Genomic DNA, 22,116 nt, shown 5'->3' on the forward strand with positions numbered 1-22,116 from the left:
AGCGGTCGACGGAAGGCAGTTGCGGGGCATGGGGTTTCAGGAACGTACGCGGTTCGGGCGGTTGGGCAGGTCGGCGGTGCCGGCGGCGCTCACGGTGCTGTTGCTCGCGGGGTGTCAGGGTGTGGGCGGTGGGTCCGACGACCCGGCGCAGGGCGCCGAACCCTCGACCTCGGCGAGCGCGACCACCGGAGCCCCCGCGCAGGAGGGCACCCTCCCCGGCGTGCCGAGCGCGGGCGAGGCCCGCACCGAACTGGCCGAACTGAAGGTGGCGCCCCACGGCTCCATGTCCGGCTACAGCCGCGAAAAGTTCCCGCACTGGGAGGAGCAGGGCGACAACTGCACCACCCGCGAAGCGGTCCTCAAGCGCGACGGCAAGGACGTGAAGACGGACGACGAGTGCCGCGCGGTCTCCGGGAACTGGGTCAGCGTCTACGACGGCGAGAAGTTCACGGACTCCGGGGACCTCGACATCGACCACACCGTCCCGCTCGCCAACGCCTGGCGCTCCGGCGCCGACGAGTGGACGCAGGAGCAGCGCAAGACGTTCGCCAACGACCTGAAGCACCCCCAACTCCTGTCGGTGTCCGCCCACTCGAACCGCTCCAAGGGTGACCAGGGGCCCGACGAGTGGCAGCCGGACGCCAAGGACTACTGGTGCACGTACGCCCGTTCCTGGGTGTCGGTGAAGTCGACGTACGAACTGACGGTCACCGACGCCGAGAAGGCCGAGCTGACCACGATGCTGGGCACGTGTTCCGCATGAGCGGGGGCGAGAAGAAGGCCGAGGCCCTCACCGGCGATGTGCACGCGGGCCCCGGCGGCGCCATGACCGACGAGGTCGGCGTGGTCACCGGAGACCTCACCGTCGCCACCGTCCCGGAGGCCGGGGGCCGGGCCCGGATCGCCGTCCAGTACACCGGCGCCGACGAGTGGTACACCCTCACCGGCAGCCCCACGACGGTGCCGCCCGAGGGCCTGGAAGCCCTGCACGCCGAGGTGCTGCGCCGCGTGGAGCAAGGGGGAGGCGCGGTCAGCCCCTGAAGGTTGACGTCAGCCTTCGAAGTGGCGCCGCGGGTTCGCCCGCAGGATCGTGTCGATGTCGTCCTTGGACACACCCTTGTCGGCGAGGGCGGGCAGTACGTCCTCGCTGATGTGCCGGTAGTTCCAGTGCGGGGCGACCTCGGCGCGGTCGATGTCGCCGAACCAGTCGATGACGCACGCGGCGTCGTGCGAGATCGTGATCCGGTCGGTGTAGCCGCGGCGCACCAGCTCCGCGATGGTGTCGACGCGCTGCTCGGTGGTCAGTGGTGTGTCGAGCCCGAACCGGTCCATGCCGAGGTACGAGCCGGCGTCGGCGAGCCGCATCAGATAGTCGAGGTCGGCGGTGTCCCCGGAGTGGCCGATGACGACGCGGGAGAGGTCGACGCCCTCCTCGGCGAGCACGCGCTGCGCGACGAGCCCCGACTCCGATGCCGGGTGGGTGTGCACGGTGATCGGCGCCCCGGTGCGTACGGACGCCTGACCGACCGCCCGCATGGCCCGTTCGACGCCGGGGGTGAGGCCCTGTTCCTCGATGGCGCACTTGAGGAACGCGGCGCGCACACCGGTGTCCGCGATGCCCTCGGTCAGATCCTTCACGAACAGGTCGATGAGCGGATCGGGGCCGCCGAACAGGGTGCCGGGACCGTTGTAGTGGAACTGGAACGGCAGATCGTTGTACGTGTAGAGACCGGTCGCGGGGACGATGTTGAGGTCCGTGCGCGCGGCGATCTTCTGGATGCGGGGGATGTAGCGCCCGAGACCGAGGACGGTCGGATCGAGGATCGTGTCGATGCCGAGTCCCTTGAGCTCGTTCAGCTGGGCGACGGCGTCGTCGACGACGGCCTGCTCGTCCCACTCCGCGTAGTTCCGCCGGAACTCCTCGCCGACGATGACGACGTGTTCATGGACGAGTACGTTCCCGAGTTCGCTGGAGTCGATCGGACCTCGGACCGTCCAGACCTGCGTCATCGGCGCACCTCTCGATGTGGACGTCGGAGTTGACGTCGGATTCAAGGTGAGCCGAGCGTCCCGCCGGGTGCCCGCGGGCGTCAAGGTGTGCGACGGGGGTGATCGAAAGAGGGCCCGTCGGCGGAGTCTCCAGGGCGTTGGGGGCCGCCCCGAAGTCCGGCCGACGAGCGACTCACAGGCGGCGGATCCAGGCGGCCGCGCCGTGGCCCACCACGAGATAGATCACCGCGGGCAGTGCGTTGTTGAAGAAGACGCGCAGTCCCTCGGTGTCCATGGTGAAGATGTCCTGCGACCAGCCGGAGAGCCAGTCGGCCATGCCGTGCACGAAGTCGACGAACACGTTCGACTGGTTCGCGTCGAGCAGGTACAGCAGGATCCAGAGGCCGAGGAAGACCGCGGCGATGTCGGCCAGCGTGTGCACGATCAGGGCGAAGCGGTCCGCGCCACGGCCACTGCGGTTGCGGACCGGGCGGCCGGACGGGGTGAACCCGGAGTTCTGGCCGTAGCCGGTGTGGGGGACGGGCTCGTACGGCACGTCGGGGTCCTGGCGGTAGGCGGGCGGCGGGGGACCGTCGTACGCGGGGCGCTGGCCACCGTGCATCGGGGCGCGGGGACCACCGTCGTACGGGGCGCCAGGGCCGCCGTGTATCGGGGCGGTGTCTCCGCCTTGAGCGGGATAAGGGCCCCTATAGGGAGGCCTGTTCGGGCTGGAACCGTATGGGGCATTGTTCGGAATGCCGTCGCTTGGGTGAGTCACGGGCGGCATGTTGCCCGTCCCGAGCAGCCGAAACCCGCTTCACCGTCACTTCACAGACACCGCGCATCACGGGCTTTCTGTCGGGAGGAAGTGACGTCGGTGGCCGGGCTGGACAGATGGTCCGGTGGTGCGACGGCGCGTGCGTCGGCGACTGGGCCAATGGCCCAGCGAATCCGGGCGCTGTTGAACCACAGGCCCCCCAGGTGCTGAGATGGGCCTGTCGATGGCGCTGCGGACCCCGGGAGGGTCTCCGCGGCGCCTTTTCCATGTCAGGGGACGGACGCGGTACGGAAGGGGCGGGGTACGTTGCTGAAGAGGGCGTTCGTTGCGGCGGATCCGGGACGGATACGGCTGCGGTTCGCGACGCGGGCCGTACTGGGGATCGGACTCGCCGTCGCCCTGTGCGGCGCGGTCGGGCAGTCGCTGACCGGCGCGATCACGGGCGGCCTCGCCGCGCTGCTCGCGCTGTTCACGGTGACCGACGCGAGGGTGCGCGGGCAGGCCGTCACGACGGCGCTGCTGCCGGCCGTCGGGCTGCCGGTGCTCGCGCTCGCCGCGGCCCTGCACGACATCCCCCTCGCCCGCGATCTCGCCTTCCTCGCCGTCGTGGGAGCGGGCGTGTACGCGCGGCGGTGGGGGCCGCGCGGGCACTCGCTCGGCGTCTTCGCGTTCATGACCTTCTTCGCCGCCCAGTTCCTGCACACCGTGCCGCGGCAGCTGCCCGAGCTGTACGTCGCCGTGCTGCTGTCGCTCGGCGCGGCGGCGGTCGTCCGGTTCGGGGTGTGGTGCTACGAGCGGCGGCTCCCGGCGCCCGTCGGCGTGCCCGCGCCGACCGGGGGCACTGGGCTCGCGCGGATCACGACGCGGCAGGCCGTGCAGGCGACCGTGGGGGCGGGATTCGCGCTCGGCATCGGGCAGCTGCTCTCGGACCAGCGGTGGTACTGGGCCGTGGGCGCGACGTGGTGGGTGTTCGTGGCGACGACGTCGCGCGGGGAGACGGTGGTGCGGGGCTTCAGGCGGTTCCTCGGAACGGTGCTCGGTATCGTGCTCGGATTCCTGGTCGCCGTCCCGCTGCACGACCACGCGGTGGCCGCCGCCGTCATCGTCGCGGTCAGCGTCTTCGGGATCTTCTACACCGCGCACGTCTCGTACACCTGGATGATGCTCGCGGTAACCGTGATGGCGAGCATGCTGTACGGACTCCTCGGCGTGCTCGACCCGGCGCTGCTTGCCCTCCGGGTGGGGGAGACGGCGGTCGGTTCGCTCGGCGCCGCGCTCGCGGTGCTGCTCCTGCTGCCCGTGACCACGCACTCCGTCACCGAGGCATGGGTCGAGCGGGCGCTGCGGTGTGTGCACGCGTGCACGGCCGAGGCGGCGGCGCGGCTGGGTGGCGCCGAGAGCGCAGATCCGGCGCCGCGCGTCGCGGAACTGGAGCACATCCTCGGGCGGGTCCGTCTGTCGTTGTCGCCGCTCGTGCATCCGCTGAGCCCCGCGAAGGCCAGGAAGGGGCGGGCCCGGCAGGTGCTGGCTCTGCTCGACGACTGTGCGCGTGAGGTGCGGGGGCTCGCGTCCGTCGCCTCGGACCCGGAGGCCTCCCACGACGCGCGGCTCGCGGCGGCGTGCCAGCGGGTGGAGGCGGCGGTCGAGGCGCTCACGGCGCCCGCGCCGTACGCCCGCGCGGCGGTCGCGGTGCCGCAGGTCGCGGAGGCGGAGCATCCGGTCCTGGCCCATCTGCACGCGCTGGAGCGTGCGCTGGTGGAGCTGGCGGTGCCGCTGCGCGGGGCGCGGGAGGCGTAGCTCGCGGCGGGACGGGGGAGCTCCCGCGGGGCTCCGCTGCCTCTCGCCGGACGGCGGGGCGAAGGTGGGCGGCTGATGACGCAGGGCGCGCAGTCGACCGCGCGCGCCCGTCGCGCAATTCCATGCGCTCCCCGCGCGTCCGTAACCGGACGCCGACCGGCCCCGGCTTGTGGTTGTCTCGCAGCGGCGTGGACACCACGGCGCTGTTTGAGGCACGTGTCCGGGGCACATACAGGGTGGATCAGTTCGCCCGAAGGGTAGACCCCGCGCCATCGAATCCAGGGCGCACGCCCGTGCGGGAGCGGGCCGCGCGCCGATGACGAGCCGCTGGGGGTGCACCATGCGTAGCAACCTGCGCCGGAACGGAACACGAGTCGTGGAGGACGGGACGAACGCGACGGACCCGGCGGACGCCGCGGGCTGGCTGGCCCTCGCCCCGAACCGGCGCGCCGGCGCCCGCGCCCCCGAACCGTCCCGCCACGACCGCTGCCCGGTCACGGCCGATGGCGCCCGCCCGAAGCCCGCCACCGCCACCCCGCGCGGCACCGGCGAAGTCGCGCACGCAGCCGCCGCGTTCGTCCGCCAGCACCACGCGGAGCAGGAGCTCGGCGACCCGGCCGGCCGCCTCGCCGAGGTCGACGCGGAGCTCGCGGCCACGGGCACGTACACGCACACTCCTGAGGAACTCGTCTTCGGCGCCCGTGTCGCCTGGCGCAACGCCAACCGCTGCATAGGCCGCCTCTACTGGCAGTCCCTGCGCGTACGCGACCTGCGGCACCTCACAACCGCCGAGGAGATCGCCGAGGCCTGCGCCGACCATCTGCGCGAGGCGGCCCCCGGCGGCCGCATCCGCCCGCTCATCACGGTCTTCGCCCCCGACCGGCCGGACCACTCAGGACCCCGGATCTGGAACGAACAGCTCATCCGCTACGCCGGCTACGTCCAGCGCGACGGCCATGTGGTCGGGGACCCGCGCGGCACCGGGCTTACGGCCTACGCCCGCCGCCTCGGCTGGCGCGGCGGCGACGGCAGCCCCTTCGACGTACTGCCGCTGCTCGTCCAGGCGGACCCGCGCCGGCCGCCCCGCTGCTTCGACCTCCCCTCCGACGCGGTCCTCGAAGTCCCCTTGCGGCACCCGGAGTTCGACTGGTGGTCGGAGCTCGGCCTGCGCTGGCACGCGGTCCCCGCGCTCGCCAACATGTGCCTGGAGATCGGCGGCGTCTGCTACGGCGCGGCGCCCTTCAACGGCTGGTACATGGGCACGGAGATCGGCGCCCGCAACCTCGCCGACACCGACCGCTACAACCTGCTGCCCTACCTCGCCGACCGCCTCGGCCTCGACACCTCCAGCGACCGCTCCCTCTGGAAGGACCGCGCCCTCGTCGAGCTGAACCGCTCCGTCCTGCACTCCTTCGACAGCGCGGGCGTCACCATGGCCGACCACCACACCGAGTCCCGGCGCTTCCTCACCCACGTCGCCCGCGAGGAGTCCCGTGGCCGCGCCGTCGGCGCCGACTGGTCCTGGATCGTCCCGCCGCTCTCCGGCTCGACGACCCCGGTCTTCCACCGCACGTACGACGACGAACCGGCCACCCCCGCCTACGTCCACCACCCCGACGCCCACACCCGCGCCCGCGGCGAGGAACCGACCACGCAACGCCCCACGAGGCCCTGGCGGGACCTGCTCTGACCTAGGGCCTGTTGTTTGGATCAGGCCGGGCTCGCGGGGCCCGGCACGCACGCTCGCGGCGTTGTCGTCGGTCGACGACGCTCCGCGTCGCCTCCCTCCTCCGCCTTGCGACCGCACGCTTCCCCAAGCTCTCGGCTTCGCTCGAGCAGGGGAGGCCCCATTACCCCGCTCCCTGATCCGGCCTGATCCAAACGACAGGCCCTGGCCCGCTGCTACCGTCGGCGGCGCGGGCGCCGGGTCCGCACGCCGAAAGGGGACGCAGTGACCGGGAGTCAGACAGGGCGGGTGTACATCGGATCGTTCACGGCGGCCGGCGGGCGCGGCATCGTGACCGCCGCGCTCGACCCGAAGGACGGCTCGCTCACACTCCTCGACGCCACGGACGAGCTGCCCGACCCCTCGTACCTGACGGTCTCCGGCGGGCTGCTGTACGCGGTGAGCGAGACGGCCGACGGGGCGGTGGCCGCGTTCCGCACGGACTCGGCGCCGCTGACGCCCGCCGCGCCGCCGGTGCCGGTGGGCGGCGGGAGCCCCACGCATCTGTCCGTCTGGGACGGGCGCGTCCTGACCGCCAACTATGGTTCCGGCAGCGTCAGTTCGGTCCCGTTGCGCGCCGACGGCATCCCGGCCAAAGGCACGGCCGAGGTGCACCGCCACACCGGTTCGGGCCCACACCCGCAGCGCCAGCAGTCCCCGCACGCCCACCAGATCCTGCCGGACCCCACCGGCGCCTGGGCCCTCGCGGTCGACCTGGGCACTGACTCGGTCCGCACGTACGCGAAGAACCCCGAAGGAAGCGGCCTCCTGCCGCACCAGGAGACGGCCCTGCGCCCGGGCTCGGGCCCCCGCCACCTGGCCTTCCACCCGTCGGGCGACTACGCGTACGTCCTCAACGAACTCGCCCCCACGCTGACGGTCTGCGCGTGGAACGCCGAGGACGGCACCCTCAAGCCCCTTACGGAGATCCCGGTCCTGACGGGGGCACCGGCAGGCGACGCGTACCCCTCGGCGCTCGTCGTCGCCCCCGACGGCCGCTTCCTGTGGACGGCGACGCGCGGCGCCGATCTGCTCTCCCTCTTCGCCCTCGACCCGACCGGCGAGCGGCCGACGCTGCACGGAACCGTCCCCTGCGGCGGCAACTGGCCCCGCGACCTGGCCCTCGACCCGTCAGGACGCTTCCTCTACGCCGCGAACGAGCGCTCCGGCGACGTCACGTGGTTCACGGTCGACCGGGAGTCCGGGGTCCCGGTGCGGGGCGGCAGCGCGCCGGTGCCGGCGGCGTCCTGCGTGGTGTTCGGCTAGACCGCCGGCTCCGCCACACCCACGAGGTAGTTCCGCGCCGCAGGGCGTACGTCCGCCGCCCAGCCGAGGGAGGCCAGGTCGCCGGTCAGCGCCTCGGCCTCGTGGAAGACCTTCACGATGCGGTACCGGCTGCCGTCGTCGAGTTCGCGCACCGCGGCCGGGGCGGACTCGTCCGTCAGCAGCTCCTCGTCCGCCGCCATGGACGGGCCGTCGTCGACGAAGACCACCTTGCCGCCGGGAGCGAGGGAGGCGGCGACCGAGCTCCAGAACCCCGGCATCCGGGCCGGCGGCACGTGCGACAGCCAGAAACCGAAGAACACGGTGTCGTAGCGCCGCGACGGCCGCCAGTCGAACAGGTCGGCCTGCTCGAACCGGACGTTGGGCGCGGACACCCGCTCCCGTGCGATCGCGAGCACTTCCTCCGACGCGTCGACGGCTGTCACGGACGTGACCCGCGGCGCGAACTGGGCGGTCCACTGCCCGGTCCCACACGCCAGCTCCAGCACGTCCCCGCGGACGGGCCACTCCGCGCTGCCGCGCAACAACTCCCGCAAGTCCGCCCGCTGCGCATAGGGCCGGTCGTACTCGGGCGCCCGCGCCCGGTAGTAGGCCAACTGTTCCGTCACCAAGGCGTCATCGAGGGTCATCCCCCGACCGTAACGGCCAAAGATCGCCCATCAAGCCCGTCCGGCGATTGAGGACAAAAAAAGGGGTCCGGGACACCGTCCCGGACCCCGAACCCCCAACCGCTCAGCTGCCGGAGGTAACCGGCTGAGGCGTGATCCCCAACGCCGTCGCGTACTTCGCGAGCGCGAGCTTCCCCATCGCCGGATACGCCCCCAGCGGCTCCGCGACGGCACACCCCGCATCCTTGGCGGCAGCCTCAAGCACGGACGGGTCCAGCTCGGGGCCGACGAGGTACGGCGCGAGCGCCAGCTGCTGCGAACCGGAGCCGCGCAGCTGCTCGGCGGTGGCGGCAACGGCCCCCTCCTCGTCGAGCGCCGCCGCCATCACCGGCACGGCGAGCCGCGCGGCGAGCAGCATGCCGGTGATCCCCGCGGCCTGGACCGCCTCCTCGCCGCCTATGGAGGCGAGGATGATCCCGTCGGCCGCCGTGGTCACGGCGAAGAGGCGGGCGCGGTCGGCGCGGGCGAGGCCGGCCTCCGAGAGCCGCACGTGCAGGGCCTCCGCGAGCAGCGGGTGCGGGCCGAGCACATCGGTCAGCTCCGCGGCGACCCGGCTGTCGGCGATGGCCTGCCGGATCTGCCGCAGCTGGGCGTTGTCCGGGCCTGCGAGCAGCGGCACGACGACGCCGACGGGCCCGGCCGGCTCCTGCGCCTCGACACCGGCCGCGAGCGCCTGCTCGTAGCGGGCGGTGCGCTCCTTCGCGGCGTGCGCGAGCACGGACGCCAGCGAGGGGAACTCGGCGGAGATCGGGAAGTCGGTGAGCTCACCCTCCACGAAGCCGACCCGCGCGTCCAGACCGGGCAGCTCGGACCGGGCGATGCTCACCACCTCGTCGGCGAGCATGCGCGTGGCGGCGCTGGGCGTGCCGGGCACCGCGAGCACAAGAGACGGCGCGCCCTCGGGGGCGGCCACGGGTTCCGGACGACGGTGGCGTCCGGGCTGTCGGGGTCGCGGCATTCGTACGGGCAGGCCGGATGCGGGCCCAGTGGGGGTGCTCATGGCGCCGCATGCTACTGGCTCGACCGGCTTCGCTGTTCGGTCAGGGTGCACATGAGCGGTTTCCGTCCGAGATTGTCCTTTCAGTTACGAATCCTGTAAGTGTCCTGGTCCGGAGGGGTGTGCGGGAGATTCGAAGTGAATTACGGCACATGAAGCAGGCGCCGGTCCGGCGGCAGCCGGAGCCCGTCCGCCGCGAGCGCGGCAGCGATCACGAGCGAGCCGTGCAGAGGGTCGCCGGTGGCGGGCACGACCGTGGCCCGCGGAAGCTGCTCGGCCAGCTCCTCGTGCAGCGGGCCGAGCAGCGGCTCACCCAGCTTGAAGAGGCCACCGGTCAGGGCGATCTCACCGCCGTCGGCCGGGCAGACCGCCGCGGCGGCCTCGGCGATGTGGGCGGCGGCCCGGCGCAGGATGTCCGCGGCCGCCGGGTCGTCGAGGGCGCAGCGCGCCACGTCGGGCGCGAAGGCGGCGAGCGCCGCCGGGCGGTCGGTGCGCGGGTAGATGCGGCCCGGCAGTTCCATGGCGGGCCCGAAGCGTTCCTCGGCGAGCGCGAGCAGCGCCTTGCTGCCACCGCGCCGACCGTCGAAGGCGCGCATCGCGGCGTCGAGCCCGGCTTGCCCGATCCACGCGCCGCCGCCGCAGTCGCCGAGCAGGTGCCCCCACCCGTCGGCCCGACGCCAGCCCGCGAGGTCGGTACCGAGCGCGATCATCCCGGTGCCCGCGGCGACGACCGCACCGCGCCGCTGCCCGAGCGCTCCCGCGTACGCGGTGACCCCGTCGGCGGCCAACGCGAGCCGCTCGACGCCCAGTTCACGCGCGAGCGCGCCCGGCAACTCGGCCCGGAGTCCGTCGCCGAGCGTCGCCATCCCGGCCGCCCCCAACGCGACGGCGGACACGGCGACTTCCCCGGCTCGGCCCAGCAACTCCCGCGCCATCGGCACGAGTTGTTCCACCATGTGCCCGGGATCGATGCCGGAGCCCGACGTACGTACAGGTACGGACGAAGCGTTCGTCAGCGCGCGTCCGATGTCGTCGACGGGCGCGAGCGCGGCCCGGAGTCCCGAGCCGCCCGAGTCCACCCCGAGCACCCACTCGGCCGGGCGCTCGGTCACGGCAGCCGCCAGTCGACGGGCTGCGAGCCCTGGCGTTCGAGAAGGTCGTTGGCCCGGCTGAACGGGCGGGAGCCGAAGAAGCCGCGGTCCGCCGACATGGGGGAGGGGTGCGAGGACTCGACGGCCGGATAGTCGCTGAGCAGCGGCCGCAGATTGCGCGCGTCACGGCCCCACAGGATCGACACGAGCGGCGTCCCGCGTGCGGCGAGGGCGCGGATCGCCTGCTCGGTGACCTGCTCCCAGCCCTTGTCGCGGTGCGAGGCCGGACGGCGCGGAGCCACCGTGAGCGCCCTGTTGAGGAGCAGCACGCCCTGCCGCGTCCACGGGGTCAGGTCCCCGTTCGACGGCTCCGGCAGACCGAGGTCCGCGTTCATCTCGCGGTAGATGTTGATGAGGCTGGGCGGCAGGGGGCGTACGTCAGGGGCCACCGAGAACGACAGGCCGACAGCGTGCCCCGGTGTCGGGTAGGGGTCCTGCCCGACGATCAGCACCCGCACGTCGTCGAACGGCTGCTGGAAGGCGCGCAGCACGTTGGCGCCCGCCGGGAGGTAGGTGCGCCCGGCGCCGATCTCCGCGCGGAGGAATTCCCCCATCGCGGAGATCTGCCCGGCCACGGGCTCGAGGGCCTTCGCCCAGCCCGCTTCGACGATTTCATGCAGAGGTCGTGGTGCCACGGGCGTCACCCTACTGCCGCCCCGGCACCTCATCTCAACCGGCCGCCGTCGACCACTCGTCGTGGTAGGGCGTCAACCTCCCACCGAGGTAAGGGCCGTGCGCAGCGCCCACGGCGTCGCGGCCGCCCACGCCTGCGGGGAGCAGGAGTGCGGGTAGGGGACCGGGCGGGCGGCGTTGGAGCGCGCGTAGCCGCCGAGCACCTCGGGCAGCCGGTGTCCGTGCCCGGCCGCCGCGTCGATCAGGCCGGACGCCATCCGGCGCAGCTCGTCGCCGAGCCCGTAGCGGGCGAGACCGAGCGCGATGACGGCGTTGTCGTGCGGCCAGGCGCTGCCGCGGTGGTACGACAGCGGGTGGTAGGGACGCTGGTCCGCGGCGAGCGTGCGGATCGCCCAGCCGGAGAAGAAGTCCGGGGCGAGCAGCCGCTCGCCGACGCGTCGCGCGCGGTCCTCGTCGAGGATGCCGGACCACAGCAGATGCCCGGCGTCCGAGGCGAGCGCGTCGACCTGGTGGCCCTGCCCGTCGAGGGCGAGCGCCGGGAAGTCGTCGCCGTCCAGCCAGAAGTCGTGGGCGAAGCGCTCGCGCAGTTCATCCGCGAGACCGTCCAACTCCTGTGCGTACGCGGCGTCCTGCCACACCTGCGCGGCGACACGGGCCGTGCGGCGCAGCGCGTCGTACGCGTAACCCTGCGCCTCGGACACGGCGATGGGGCCTTCCGCCTGGGTGCCGTCCTTGAAGCAGATGGCGCCCGCGGAGTCCTTCCAGTTCTGGTTGACGAGGCCGTTCGGATCCGGCTCGTACACGAGGTAGCCGTGCTCGCGCAGACCGCCGTCGCCGAGCATCCAGTCGACGGCGGAGCGCGCGTGCGTCTGCAGACGGGCGGCGAGCGCCGGGTCCTTCGTCGCCTCGTAGTGGGCGTGCAGGAGCACCAGGAACAGCGGCGTCGCGTCGATCGTCCCGTAGTAACGCCCGTACGGCACCTGCCCGAAGTGGGCGAGTTCGCCGCGCCGCGTCTCGTGCACGATCCGGCCGGGCTGCTCGCCGCGGAACGCGTCGTACTCCCGGCCCTGCGTGGCGGCGAGCGCGCTGAGCGTGCCGGCCGCGAGGGCGGGCCGGTAGGGGAGCATGAAGTACGAGGTGAGCAGCGAGTCCCGGCCGAACAGGGTGAGGAACCACGGCACACCGGCCGCCGGGATGCTGACGGCCTCGCCGTCCACGCCCGGAGCGGAGATCGTCAACAGGTCAAGATCCGTGAGGCCTTGAGCGCAGGCCCTGTCCAAGTCGTCGGATACGTCGATGAGTTCGGCCGCACCGCCGCGCACCCGGTCCGCCGCGAGCTGCGGTCCGCCGTGCGGATGCGCCGACGCGTTCAGCCGCAGCTCGGCCCGGCCGTGCGGCGCCAGGGCGAGGCGCCACACCAGCTCGTACGGCCCGTCGCCGCGCACGGAGTCCGGCGCGGGAGTGGCGGACACGACGGTGCGGGAGTGCCAGTCGGCCCTGCGGTAGTCGAACTCGACGCCCGTGTCCGTACGGTGAGCCGTGCGCTCCGCACCGGGCTTGGGGTAGCTGCGCTCGTCCGCGCGCAGCTCGAAGGTGTCGGCGAAGTCGGCGTCCGCCGTGATGACGACCTCGGCGACGAGCGGGTCGGGACTGTTGCTGACCAGCTGCAGGCTGTCCGTGAACTCGCCTGCCGCTACGGCCTGGTGGCGAAACACGGTGTACGCGGGCGGCGCGTCGCGGGTGCCTTCCGGAGTGAGTACGCACTCCCCGGCCGACCCGACGGGGGAGAGCACGACGGGCGCGGTGCCGTCGACGGCGAGCTGCCAGCGGCTCAGATGCCGGGCGTCGCGCACGAACAACCCGTCCGGCGTGGCACCCCGCGTACCGGTGACACCGCCGTCCGGATCGACGTGCGCGAACGTGGCGTCGCGCACGAGTTGGGAGCGGTGGGTGGCGCCGCTCATCGGGCTGCCTCCTTGGAGTCGGAGTTCAGCAGGTCGAGGGCGAGCGCGGCCGTCCAGGAGAACGAGCGGGCGCCGCGCGCCGCACCCGTCGTCGGGTCGACGTACTCCGCGAACCCGGACGCGCCCGCCGTGTCGAGGAGCGCGGCGCGGATCCGGTCGGCGTGGTGGTGCCGGCCGTGGGTGCGCAGGCCGCGCTCGATGAGCCACGCGGTGTTGAACCAGGCGGGCCCCCGCCAGTACCGGGTCGGGTCGAAGGCCGGGCCCGTCAGGTCGTAACTCGGCACGAGAGCCGTGGAGTCGGCGTGGAAGGCCGGGCCGTCCAGCGTCGCCACCAGACGGTCCACCACCTCATCGGGCAGACCGGGCGCGAGCAGCGGAACGAGCCCAGCCACACTGCGCGCCGGCACGAAGGTGTCGTCGACCAGGTCGCGGGCCCGGAACAGGCCGGCTTCGTCGTCCCACAGACGTGTCACGAGCGCGTCGGTGAGCTTCGCGGCCCCCGCCTCGTGGGCAGCTGCGTCGCCGCCCACGCGGCCCGCGATCTCGGCGAGCGCCAGCTCGCTCGCGATCAACAGGGCGTTCATGCACGGGTCTTCGAGCCGGAACGGGTGCTCGGCCGCACGGTCGTCGTACCCCGCGTCGCGGTAGTCGACGGCGAGCCGCACATAGCGGCCGTAGTCGAGGTCGGTCGGGCGGTCCGCCGGGTGACCGTGGTCGAGGTCGGCTCGCCGGTAGCTGCCCGGATCCGCCGGGGCGACGCGGGCCAACGGGGCGTCCCAGCAAGGGCTGTTGTCCATGCCGGGCTCCCACGGGTGCACGATCGCCGCGAGGCCCCCGCCGCCCAGGTCGCGCCGGTCGAGGAGGTAGCGGTGCCAGGCCACGAGGCGTGGATACACCCGGTCCAGGAAGCCGCGACGCCGCGACTCGGCCGGATCGGCCCGGTGCACGAGCCAGGCGGCCAGCGCGTGCACGGGCGGCTGGACGATGCCCGACGTCTCGGGCGAGACCGGCGCGCCCACCCCGGCGCCCGCCGTGGACGAGCGCCAGAAGTCGGGGCTCGGGAAGTACGCCCCGTTCGGCACCGCCGAGTTGAACACGATGTGCGGGACGCGCCCGTCGCCCCACTGCGCCCCGAGCAGCGACTCCAGCTCGCGCTGCGCCCGGCGCGCGGACAGGTGCCGAAGCCCGATCGCGATGAACGCGGAGTCCCAACTCCACTGGTGCGGATACAGAGTTCGGGACGGCACGGTGCTCGTGCCCACCCAGTTGTCGAGGAGGACCCGGCCCGCACCGCGCCGCAGGGTCAGGTCCGCGGCGGCGGTGCGGGCGGGCTCGTCGAGAAGAGCGGTCACGCGCCGGACCCCTTGAGGAACGCGGGCACGGACCGGACCGCCTCGACCGGGTCACCGGTCAGCCGGCACTCGGCCGCGAGGTACCCCTCGTACCCGGCGGTGTGCAGGGCGCCGAGCCACGCCTGCCAGTCGAGGTGTCCGGCGCCCGGCTGGAAGCGGTTGGAGTCCGACACCTGGGCGTGCCCGATGTAGGGGGCGTGGGTGAGGATCGCCTGCGCGGGGTCGGTCTCTTCGATGTTCATGTGGTAGCTGTCGATGCCGATCCGCACCGAGTCCAGGCCCACCTCCCGGATCAACTCGGCTGCCTGCTCAAGGCGGTTGACCATGTGGTCCTCGTACCGGTTGAGCGGTTCGAGGTAGAGCGTGACGCCCTCGGCGGAGGCGTGCTCGCCCAGCTCGGTGAGTCCTTCGAGCAGGATCTCGCGGTCCCGCTCCTCGGAGCGCGGCGGCTCGAAGGGGGGAAGGCGGCGCGAGAACATCCCGTACGAGGCCGGGGTCTGGGCGCCGAGCCCGCCGATCTCGGCGATGACGGACAGCTGCGACTTCATCTGGACGATCGCGTCGCGGCGCAGCTCGTCGTCGAAGGCGCCGAAGAAGTGCAGCATCTCGACGCACACGGTCGGCATGACCACGCCGTCCTTGAGCGCCTGCTTCAACTCCGGGAGCCGGGAGGCGAAGTGCAGGTCGCCCTTGGCGCGCAACTCGATGGCCCCGTACCCGGCGCCCTGCGCGAACTCCCACTTCTCCTGGAGGCTCTCGCCGGGCAGCAGCTGTTCCTGGGCAGCGATCTTCAGCATGTCTTTCTCGGTACCTCTCAGGCCCTGCGGGCCGTCTCAGGCCCATGGGGCGTCTCGGCCCCGGGGCCTGTCATGTGGATCGGGCCGGCGTCTCGAAACTTCTCAGAATTCCAGGACGACCTGGAGGGCATCCGCCGGGCGCTCGTCGAGCAGGACGTAGGCGTCGGCCGCGTCCGCGACCGGGACGACATGGCTGACCAGCGACTCCACGTCCACCTGCCCCTCGGCGACGAGCCGCAGGAACGTCTGCTGGAGGCGCTCCACGGTCCAGCGGCCGGACAGCTGTGCCGGGACGCCGCCGATCTGCGAGCAGACGATCTCCACGCGGTTGTGGTGGAACTCGTCGCCGAGCCGCAGGCCCATGCCGTCGCCCTGGTAGAAGCCGGAGGCGACGACGCGGCCGCCGACGGTCACCGAGCGCACGGCCTGGTGCAGCGCCGGGTAGACGCCGCTGATCTCGATGGCGAGGTCGGTGCCGCGGCCCCCGGTGGCCTCGCGGATGCGCTCGGCGACCGCGTCCGTGCGGGCGTTGAGCGTGGCGTGGGCGCCGTACTTCTTCGCCGATTCCAGGCGGGCGTCCATCGCGTCGACCGCGGTGACACGGGCGCCGCTGAGCTGGGCGAGGCGGGTGGCGATCAGGCCGATGACGCCCTGGCCGAACACGGCGACGTCCTCGCCGAGGTTGATGCCGCCGGCCAGGACCGCGTTGTACGCGATGGCGCCGACCCGGGCGAAGGCCCCTGCCAGCGGTTCGAGGCCCGCGGGGAGGGTGTGGCCGATCATGCGCTCGGCCGGGACGATGCCCTCGCTGCGGTGACCCCAGATGCCCCACACGAGGTCGCCGACCTCGGGCATGCCCGGCGTGCCGACCAACTCGGGGGAGACCTCGGCGACTTCGCCGACCTCGGAGTAGCCCCAGCCGACGACCGGGTACGAGATGCCGGCCTCGTCGTCGCGGAAGAGACGGGCGTCGGCGTCCCAGGTCCGGGTCAGATAGGGGTTCGTGCCGCGGTAGGCGGTCAGCTCCGTGCCGGCCGATATGCCCGAATAGCGGGTGTGGACGCGCAGGTGGCCCGGCGGCAGCTCCAGGCTCTCGTGCTCGGCCACCTCCACCTGGCGGGGACCTGTGAATTGAACGACGCGTTCCACGGACGGCTCCGAAAAAGGGTGGTGTGCCTGTTGGTTGAGTCGACAATATCCGCAACTTATGTCTTGTCAACAGGCAAAAGTAGTGCTGAGATGCGTGCTTGATAGACGTAAGTCGGCGATGGGGACGGTAATGCGCACCAGGACGCGGCGGTCGAAGGCGATCGCGGTCGGCCCCACGGCAGCCTTGGGCATAGGACTGCTCACCGGCTGCTCGAGCAGCACAGGGCCGGGCACACCGGACCGTGAGATCACCGTGTGGTCCCAGGAGAACCTCCCGGACCGCGTCGCGGCGACGCAGAAGATCATCGACGGCTTCGAGAAGAAGACCGGCGTCAAGGTGCATCTCGTCGGCGTCGACGAGGGGCAGATGCCCCAACTCATCATGTCCGCGGCGGCATCCGGCCATCTGCCCGACGTGATCGGCGCCGCCCCCATGGGCCAGACCTGGCAGATGTACAGCAACGGCCTGCTCAACACAGACATACCACAGCAGATCGTCAAGAAGCTGGGCCGCGGGACGTTCGACAAGAACGCCCTCAAGCTCACCAGCGACGGCAACGTCAGCCTCGGTGTCCCCTCCGACGCCTGGCTCCAGCTCCTCGTCTACCGCAAGGACGACTTCGCCAAGGCGGGCCTGAGCAAGCCGGACACGTACAACAAGCTCGTCACGGCCGCCAAGAAGCTCACCACCAAGGGGCACGACGGCGTCTCCGCCGCCACCGACCCCTCGGACGTCTTCACCTCGCAGAGCTTCGAGAGCCTCGCGCTCGCGAACAACTGCCAGCTCGTCGACGGCCACGGCAAGGTCACTCTCGACTCCCCGCAGTGCGTCAAGGCGTTCCACACCTACGACCAGCTGGCGCGCGAGTACGGAGCCCCCGGCACCCAGACCGTCGACTCGACGCGCGCCACCTACTTCTCGGGCCGCTCGTCGATGATGATCTGGTCCTCGTTCCTCCTCGACGAGCTGGCCGGCCTGCGCAAGGACGCCCTGCCGAGCTGCCCGCAGTGCGACGGCAAGGACAAGCAGTTCCTCGCCGACAACACCGGCATCGTCACCGCGCTCAAGGGCGCGAAGGCGAGCAAGGCCGCGCAGTTCGGCGAGATCACGTCCTGGGTCACCACCAAGACGGCCGAGACGGACGCCTCCCGCGAGTTCATCGAGTACATGATGGGCAGCGGCTACGAGTCCTGGTTCGGGCAGGCCCCCGAGGGCAAGATCCCGGTCCGCCGGGGCACCGCCGCCGAGCCCGAGAAGTACATGGCCGCCTGGCGGCACAGCAAGATCGGCGTCGGCGAGCGCAAGCCCCTCGACGAGGTCTACTCGCCGAAGGTCCTCGACCAACTGGCCGCCGGTATCGGCGACTTGCGCCGCTGGGGCATCGAGCAGGGCGAGGGCGCACTGGTCGGCGCCACCAACGGCGAACTGCCGGTACCGAAGGCCATCGGGTCCATGACCGCGGGCCAGACCTCACCCCGCGAGGCCTCGCGCGAGGCCGAGGAAGAGGTGGCCGCCCTGAAGAAGTCCCTGCAATAGCGGCCCGCCAGTAGTCCCTGAAGCAGCGGCCCGCCCCGGCCCTTCCTCGCCCTCCCTCGTGACCTTCTCGTCGAAAGCCTCCCCATGACTACAGCCACCACCGGTGCGAAGCAGCGCACCAACCCGCCGGACGGATCCCCGGCACCGTCCGGCGGCCGCCGCCCCCGCAGGCCGATGACCGCGAGCCGCCGCACCAACCGCGCGGGCCTCGCCTTCGTCAGCCCCACCTTCCTCGTCGTCCTCGTCGTCGTGGTGCTGCCCATCCTGTGGACGGTGCTGCTCGCCTTCCAGCGCGCCAAGCTCGTCGACATCCAGGGCATGGGTCTGTTCGGCAACTGGAGCCTGCGCAACTTCTCGCAGGTCTTCGACTCCGCCGGCTTCTGGTCCAGCCTCGGCACCACGCTCCTCTACACCGTCGGCGCCACCTTCGGCTCCGTCGCCCTCGGCCTGATCGCCGCGCTCGCCCTGCGCAAGCCCTTCCGGGGGCGCGGCCTGCTGCGCGCCGCGATGCTGCTGCCGTACGTGGCGCCGGTCGTCGCCGTCGCGTTCGTGTGGGAGGTCGCGCTCAGCCCGCAGTACGGCATCGTCAACGAGTGGGGCCAGAAGCTCTTCGGCTGGGACGACCCGATCGCGTTCCTGTCCACGCGCGCGTACGAAGTCCACGTCCTGGGCCTGCACTTCGACATCCCGCTCGCCCTGCTCACGGTGATCGCCTTCGAGTGCTGGCGCTACTTCCCGTTCGCCTTCCTCTTCATCCTCGCCCGCCTCCAGGCGGTCCCGGACGGCCTGGAGGAAGCCGCGAAGGTAGACGGGGCGACGCCCACCCAGCGCTTCCGGCACGTCATGCTGCCGCAGCTGATGCCGGTGATCGCGCTGCTCTGCGTGCTGCGTTTCATCATGACGTTCAACAAGTTCGACGACGTGTACCTGCTGACCGGCGGCGGAGCCGGCACCGATGTCGCGGCCGTGCGCGTCTACGACTTCCTGACCTCGCGCTACGACGTCGGCGCGGCTGCCGCCCAGGCCCTCGTCCTGGCCGTCGCGCTCATGGTCCTGCTGGGCCTGTACTTCAAGTTCTTCGGCAACAAGGTTCAGGAGGAGTCGTGACCAGTACCAGTACGCGTACCGGTAGGCCGGCCATGACGCGCGCCCAGTTCGAGGAGCGGTTCTTCGGCGTCGCACGCTGGGTGGTCATCGCGTTCCTCGCGCTGATCACGATCGTGCCCTTCTACTACATGCTGCTGCTGTCGGTGAAGCCGATCGACGCACTGCTGCTCGACCCCGGCTCTCTGTGGGTCTCGGCCAAGCAGTTCACCCTCGACACGTACACCGAGGTGCTGCGCTCCACCGACGACGGCGGCCAGGGCTTCCTCCAGCTCCTGAAGAACTCCGCCCTGGTGTCCCTCGGCACGGTCGCCCTCACCCTGCTCGCGGCCGTCCCCGGCGCGTACGCCATCAGCCGCCTGAAATTCTTCGGCAACCGGCAGGTCAGCGCGCTGTTCCTCGCGGTCTACATGTTCCCGTCGACGCTGCTCGCGGTGCCGCTGTTCGTGATGTTCGCGAAGATCGGCCTGTCGTCCAGCCTCGTGGGCCTGGCGATCGTCTACGTGGCGCAGACGGTCCCGGTCGCGATCTACATGCTCAAGAACTACCTGGTCACCATCCCGTACTCGATCGAGGAGGCGGCGGCGCTCGACGGTTGCAGCCGCCTTCAGACGGTCCGCAAGGTCATCCTCCCGCTGGCCCTGCCGTCCCTCATGGCGACCGGCCTGTACGTGCTGATGATCGCGTGGAACGAATTCCTCTTCGCGCTCCTCTTCCTGGCCGCCGACCCCGGCAAGTGGACGGTGTCGCTCGGCCTCGCCCAGCTGTCCAACGGCATCGAGGTGTCCAAGACGGTCCTCATGGCCGGGTCCGTGGTCCTGACGATCCCCGTGGTAATCCTGTTCTTCGCCGCGGAACGCCTGCTGACCGAGGGCCTGACCGCCGGCGCGGACAAGAGCTGACCAGGGGGAACCACCCAGGTGAACAGGGGGAAGAAGACGATGAGCACGCCAAGCCCGGCGAGCGCGGGCCGGCTGCTGCAGCTGATCCGCGGCGGCCAGGCCAACACCCGCGCCGAACTGCAACGCGCGACCGGACTGTCCCGCTCCACGGTGGGCCTCCGCCTCGACGAACTCGACCGGGCGGGCTGGCTCCGCCAGGACACCGGCACGTCCACCGGCGGGCGGCCCTCCCACCGCATCGTCTTCGACCCCGGCCACGCCGCTGTCCTGGCCGTAGACCTGGAGACCCGGTACGCGCGCGTGGCCGTGCTCGACCTCGGGGGCACGGTCCTCGCGGAGCGGACCGTCGACCTCGACATCGGCGACGGCCCCGACCGGGTCCTCGACGGGCTGGCCCGCTGCTTCCCGGAGCTGCTCGCCACCTCCGGTACCCCGGCCGAGCGGGTCTGCGGCATCGGCCTGTCGGTGCCGGGCCCCGTGGACTGGGAGACGGGACAGGTCGTCCAGCCGCCGATCATGCCGGGCTGGGACCGCTTCCCGGTCAGGGAACGCATGCAGGAGGCGTACGCACAGCACGTCGGCGCCTCGATGGAGGACACGACGGGCGCCAGACCGATCCCGGTCTTCGTCGACAACGACGCCAACCTGATGGCCCTGGCCGAACAACAAGCGGGCCACCCCGACTGCTCGGCCTTCGTCCTCATCAAGGTCTCCACCGGCATCGGCGCGGGCGTCGTCGTCAACCACGAGATCTTCCGCGGCATCGACGGCGGCGCCGGCGACATCGGCCACATCCGTCTCCACGACAAGCCCGACGCCCTGTGCATGTGCGGGTCCTACGGCTGCCTGGCGGCGGTGGCCAGCGGCCGCGCCCTGGCCAAGGACCTCTCCAACCTGGGCATGGAGGTGTCCTCCGGCGCCGACGTCAAGGCACTCCTGGAACAGGGGAACCCCGACGCGGTCCGCCTCGCCCGCGCGGCGGGACAGCGCGCAGGCGAGGTCCTGGTCACGGTCGTCACCCTCCTCAACCCCGGCGTCCTGATGCTCGCCGGCGACCTGGCGGGCATCCCCTTCCTCACCGGCGTACGCGAACTCCTCTACCAGCGGGCGATGCCGCGCACCACCGCCCACCTCGACGTCGTCACCTCCCGGCTCGGCGACCACGCGGGCCTGATCGGCGCGGCGGCGATGGTCGTCGACGTCCTCTACGCCCCCGAACGCGCGGACGCCCGCCTACGCGCCTTCGCCGAACCCGCCGACGCACAGGCATGACAAGCACCACAAGCACCACAAGCGCCACAAGCGCCACAAGGAACGCCGTGACAGACAACGCCGCATGGCCCCACGACCCCGTCCGGATCGCACTCGTCGGCGCCGGGCCCTGGGCCCGCACCATGCACGCCCGCATGCTCGCCGCGGGCCCGGAGACCCGGCTGACCGCCGTCTGGGCCCGCCGGGCGGACGCGGCCCGCGCGACGGCCGAACCCTATGGCGCGGCGGTGGCGGGCAGCTTCGACGAACTCCTCGACACCTGCGAGGCGGTCGCCTTCGCCGTACCGCCCCAGGTCCAGGCCGAGTTGGCGCCGCGCGCGGCCAAGGCCGGCAAGGCACTGCTCCTGGAGAAGCCCCTCGCCCTGGACCTGGCATCGGCGCAGCGCCTGGTGGACGCCATCGACGAAGCGGGCGTGGTCTCCCAGCTGGTCCTGACGAAGCGCTACCACCCGACGACGCGCGCCTTCATCGAACAGGCGCAGGGCATGTCGGTGACGGGCGCCCGCTCCTGCTACCTCCACGGAGCCTTCCTGGGCGGCGACTTCGCCACGTCCTGGCGCCTGGAACACGGCGCCCTCTACGACCTGGGCCCCCACCTCCTCGACCTTCTCGACGCGGCGGTGGGCCCGATCGCCTCGATCCGCGCCACGGGCGACTCCCGCCGCTGGCTGGAACTGACCTGCGAACACGAGAACGGCGCGGTGAGCCAGGCATCCCTGTCCGGCAGCGTCGCGCGTGACCGCGCCCTGACCCGAGTCGAACTCTTCGGCCCGGGCCCGGAGCTGACCTACGACACGGCAGCCATCAACCACGAGGAATGCTGGCCGATCCTCCGCCACGAGTTCGCGCAGTCGGTGCGGCTGGGACGGTCCAGTGAACTGAACGCGCACAGGGGCCTGCACCTGCAACGTCTACTTGCCCAGGCATCCGACTGACACTCTGCGACGATCGAGCCAAGTAAAGCCCCTCCGGCGATTGAGGAGCGGGGTATGGGGCAGCGCCCCAATCTTTCAAGC

The 22,116-nt window shown here is 71.9% G+C and carries 20 protein-coding genes; 10 read left to right on the forward strand and 10 right to left on the reverse strand.

The genetic code is table 11. The features are described 5' to 3' along the window. The first annotated feature begins 28 nt into the window (after positions 1 to 28). Both ACOKM3_RS35560 and ACOKM3_RS35565 read left to right on the forward strand, forming a co-directional pair. Positions 29 to 763 carry an HNH endonuclease family protein gene (locus ACOKM3_RS35560; RefSeq protein WP_426905349.1) on the forward strand — a complete coding sequence of 245 codons (735 nt, stop codon included), beginning with the start codon at positions 29 to 31 and terminating at the stop codon, positions 761 to 763. Further along, a complete protein-coding gene (locus ACOKM3_RS35565) occupies positions 760 to 1,041 on the forward strand; it encodes a hypothetical protein (RefSeq protein ID WP_426906980.1) in 282 nt (93 codons plus the stop codon). Before ACOKM3_RS35560 ends, ACOKM3_RS35565 begins: the two co-directional genes overlap by 4 nt. A gap of 9 nt (positions 1,042 to 1,050) precedes the next feature. Here the strand turns inward: ACOKM3_RS35565 and ACOKM3_RS35570 are convergent, their stop codons facing one another. Further along, entirely contained in the window at positions 1,051 to 2,010 is a 960-nt protein-coding gene (locus ACOKM3_RS35570; protein ID WP_426905350.1) for a phosphotriesterase family protein, read from the reverse strand. Between the two features lie 172 nt (positions 2,011 to 2,182). Then, complete coding sequence (locus ACOKM3_RS35575; RefSeq protein WP_426905351.1) at positions 2,183 to 2,611, reverse strand: hypothetical protein; 429 nt, start codon at positions 2,609 to 2,611, stop codon at positions 2,183 to 2,185. Between the two features lie 462 nt (positions 2,612 to 3,073). Between ACOKM3_RS35575 and ACOKM3_RS35580 the strand changes: the two genes are divergently transcribed. The 3 genes from ACOKM3_RS35580 (at position 3,074) to ACOKM3_RS35590 (ending at position 7,556) form a co-directional block, all read left to right on the forward strand. After that, positions 3,074 to 4,564 carry an FUSC family protein gene (locus ACOKM3_RS35580; RefSeq protein WP_426905352.1) on the forward strand — a complete coding sequence of 497 codons (1,491 nt, stop codon included), beginning with the start codon at positions 3,074 to 3,076 and terminating at the stop codon, positions 4,562 to 4,564. A 376-nt stretch (positions 4,565 to 4,940) separates the two neighbouring features. Continuing rightward, positions 4,941 to 6,254 carry a nitric oxide synthase oxygenase gene (locus ACOKM3_RS35585; protein ID WP_426905353.1) on the forward strand — a complete coding sequence of 438 codons (1,314 nt, stop codon included), beginning with the start codon at positions 4,941 to 4,943 and terminating at the stop codon, positions 6,252 to 6,254. Positions 6,255 to 6,515: 261 nt separating this feature from the next. Continuing rightward, positions 6,516 to 7,556: a lactonase family protein gene (locus ACOKM3_RS35590; RefSeq protein ID WP_426905354.1), complete on the forward strand. Its 1,041-nt coding sequence runs from the start codon at positions 6,516 to 6,518 to the stop codon at positions 7,554 to 7,556. On the opposite strand, the gene ACOKM3_RS35595 is transcribed toward ACOKM3_RS35590, so the two are convergent. The 8 genes from ACOKM3_RS35595 to ACOKM3_RS35630 form a co-directional block, all read right to left on the reverse strand. Further along, positions 7,553 to 8,203 carry a class I SAM-dependent methyltransferase gene (locus ACOKM3_RS35595; protein ID WP_426905355.1) on the reverse strand — a complete coding sequence of 217 codons (651 nt, stop codon included), beginning with the start codon at positions 8,201 to 8,203 and terminating at the stop codon, positions 7,553 to 7,555. The genes ACOKM3_RS35590 and ACOKM3_RS35595 overlap by 4 nt on opposite strands. 103 nt (positions 8,204 to 8,306) lie before the next feature. Next, positions 8,307 to 9,242 (reverse strand): sirohydrochlorin chelatase, encoded by a 936-nt coding sequence (locus tag ACOKM3_RS35600; protein WP_426905356.1) that lies wholly within the window; start codon positions 9,240 to 9,242, stop codon positions 8,307 to 8,309. A gap of 140 nt (positions 9,243 to 9,382) precedes the next feature. Next, on the reverse strand, positions 9,383 to 10,351 hold the full coding sequence (locus ACOKM3_RS35605; protein ID WP_426905357.1) for an N-acetylglucosamine kinase: 969 nt from the start codon (positions 10,349 to 10,351) through the stop codon (positions 9,383 to 9,385). After that, entirely contained in the window at positions 10,348 to 11,025 is a 678-nt protein-coding gene (locus ACOKM3_RS35610; RefSeq protein ID WP_327669186.1) for a uracil-DNA glycosylase, read from the reverse strand. The genes ACOKM3_RS35605 and ACOKM3_RS35610 overlap by 4 nt, the downstream gene beginning before the upstream one ends. A gap of 72 nt (positions 11,026 to 11,097) precedes the next feature. After that, on the reverse strand, positions 11,098 to 12,987 hold the full coding sequence (locus ACOKM3_RS35615) for an amylo-alpha-1,6-glucosidase (protein WP_426905359.1): 1,890 nt from the start codon (positions 12,985 to 12,987) through the stop codon (positions 11,098 to 11,100). Then, positions 12,984 to 14,339, reverse strand: a complete 1,356-nt coding sequence (locus ACOKM3_RS35620) for an MGH1-like glycoside hydrolase domain-containing protein (protein WP_426905360.1) — start codon at positions 14,337 to 14,339, stop codon at positions 12,984 to 12,986. The genes ACOKM3_RS35615 and ACOKM3_RS35620 overlap by 4 nt, the downstream gene beginning before the upstream one ends. After that, positions 14,336 to 15,136 (reverse strand): TIM barrel protein, encoded by an 801-nt coding sequence (locus ACOKM3_RS35625; protein ID WP_426905361.1) that lies wholly within the window; start codon positions 15,134 to 15,136, stop codon positions 14,336 to 14,338. The genes ACOKM3_RS35620 and ACOKM3_RS35625 overlap by 4 nt, the downstream gene beginning before the upstream one ends. A gap of 102 nt (positions 15,137 to 15,238) precedes the next feature. Beyond that, a complete protein-coding gene (locus ACOKM3_RS35630; RefSeq protein WP_426905362.1) occupies positions 15,239 to 16,285 on the reverse strand; it encodes a zinc-dependent alcohol dehydrogenase in 1,047 nt (348 codons plus the stop codon). A gap of 130 nt (positions 16,286 to 16,415) precedes the next feature. Here ACOKM3_RS35630 and ACOKM3_RS35635 point away from each other — a divergent pair, with 130 nt between their 5' ends. From ACOKM3_RS35635 to ACOKM3_RS35655, 5 genes are all read left to right on the forward strand, one after another. Further along, the gene (locus tag ACOKM3_RS35635; RefSeq protein ID WP_426905363.1) at positions 16,416 to 17,822 is read left to right on the forward strand and encodes an ABC transporter substrate-binding protein; all 1,407 of its coding nucleotides are present in this window, start codon (positions 16,416 to 16,418) and stop codon (positions 17,820 to 17,822) included. A gap of 84 nt (positions 17,823 to 17,906) precedes the next feature. Continuing rightward, positions 17,907 to 18,929 carry a carbohydrate ABC transporter permease gene (locus tag ACOKM3_RS35640; protein ID WP_426905364.1) on the forward strand — a complete coding sequence of 341 codons (1,023 nt, stop codon included), beginning with the start codon at positions 17,907 to 17,909 and terminating at the stop codon, positions 18,927 to 18,929. A gap of 32 nt (positions 18,930 to 18,961) precedes the next feature. Continuing rightward, the gene (locus tag ACOKM3_RS35645; RefSeq protein WP_266719077.1) at positions 18,962 to 19,828 is read left to right on the forward strand and encodes a carbohydrate ABC transporter permease; all 867 of its coding nucleotides are present in this window, start codon (positions 18,962 to 18,964) and stop codon (positions 19,826 to 19,828) included. Positions 19,829 to 19,867: 39 nt separating this feature from the next. Beyond that, complete coding sequence (locus ACOKM3_RS35650; RefSeq protein ID WP_426905365.1) at positions 19,868 to 21,100, forward strand: ROK family protein; 1,233 nt, start codon at positions 19,868 to 19,870, stop codon at positions 21,098 to 21,100. Between the two features lie 47 nt (positions 21,101 to 21,147). After that, positions 21,148 to 22,035, forward strand: coding sequence for a Gfo/Idh/MocA family protein (locus ACOKM3_RS35655; RefSeq protein ID WP_426905366.1), 888 nt, complete (start codon positions 21,148 to 21,150; stop codon positions 22,033 to 22,035). Positions 22,036 to 22,116: the final 81 nt, after the last annotated feature.

The organism is Streptomyces nidicola (assembly GCF_050106155.1).
Classification (GTDB): domain Bacteria; phylum Actinomycetota; class Actinomycetes; order Streptomycetales; family Streptomycetaceae; genus Streptomyces.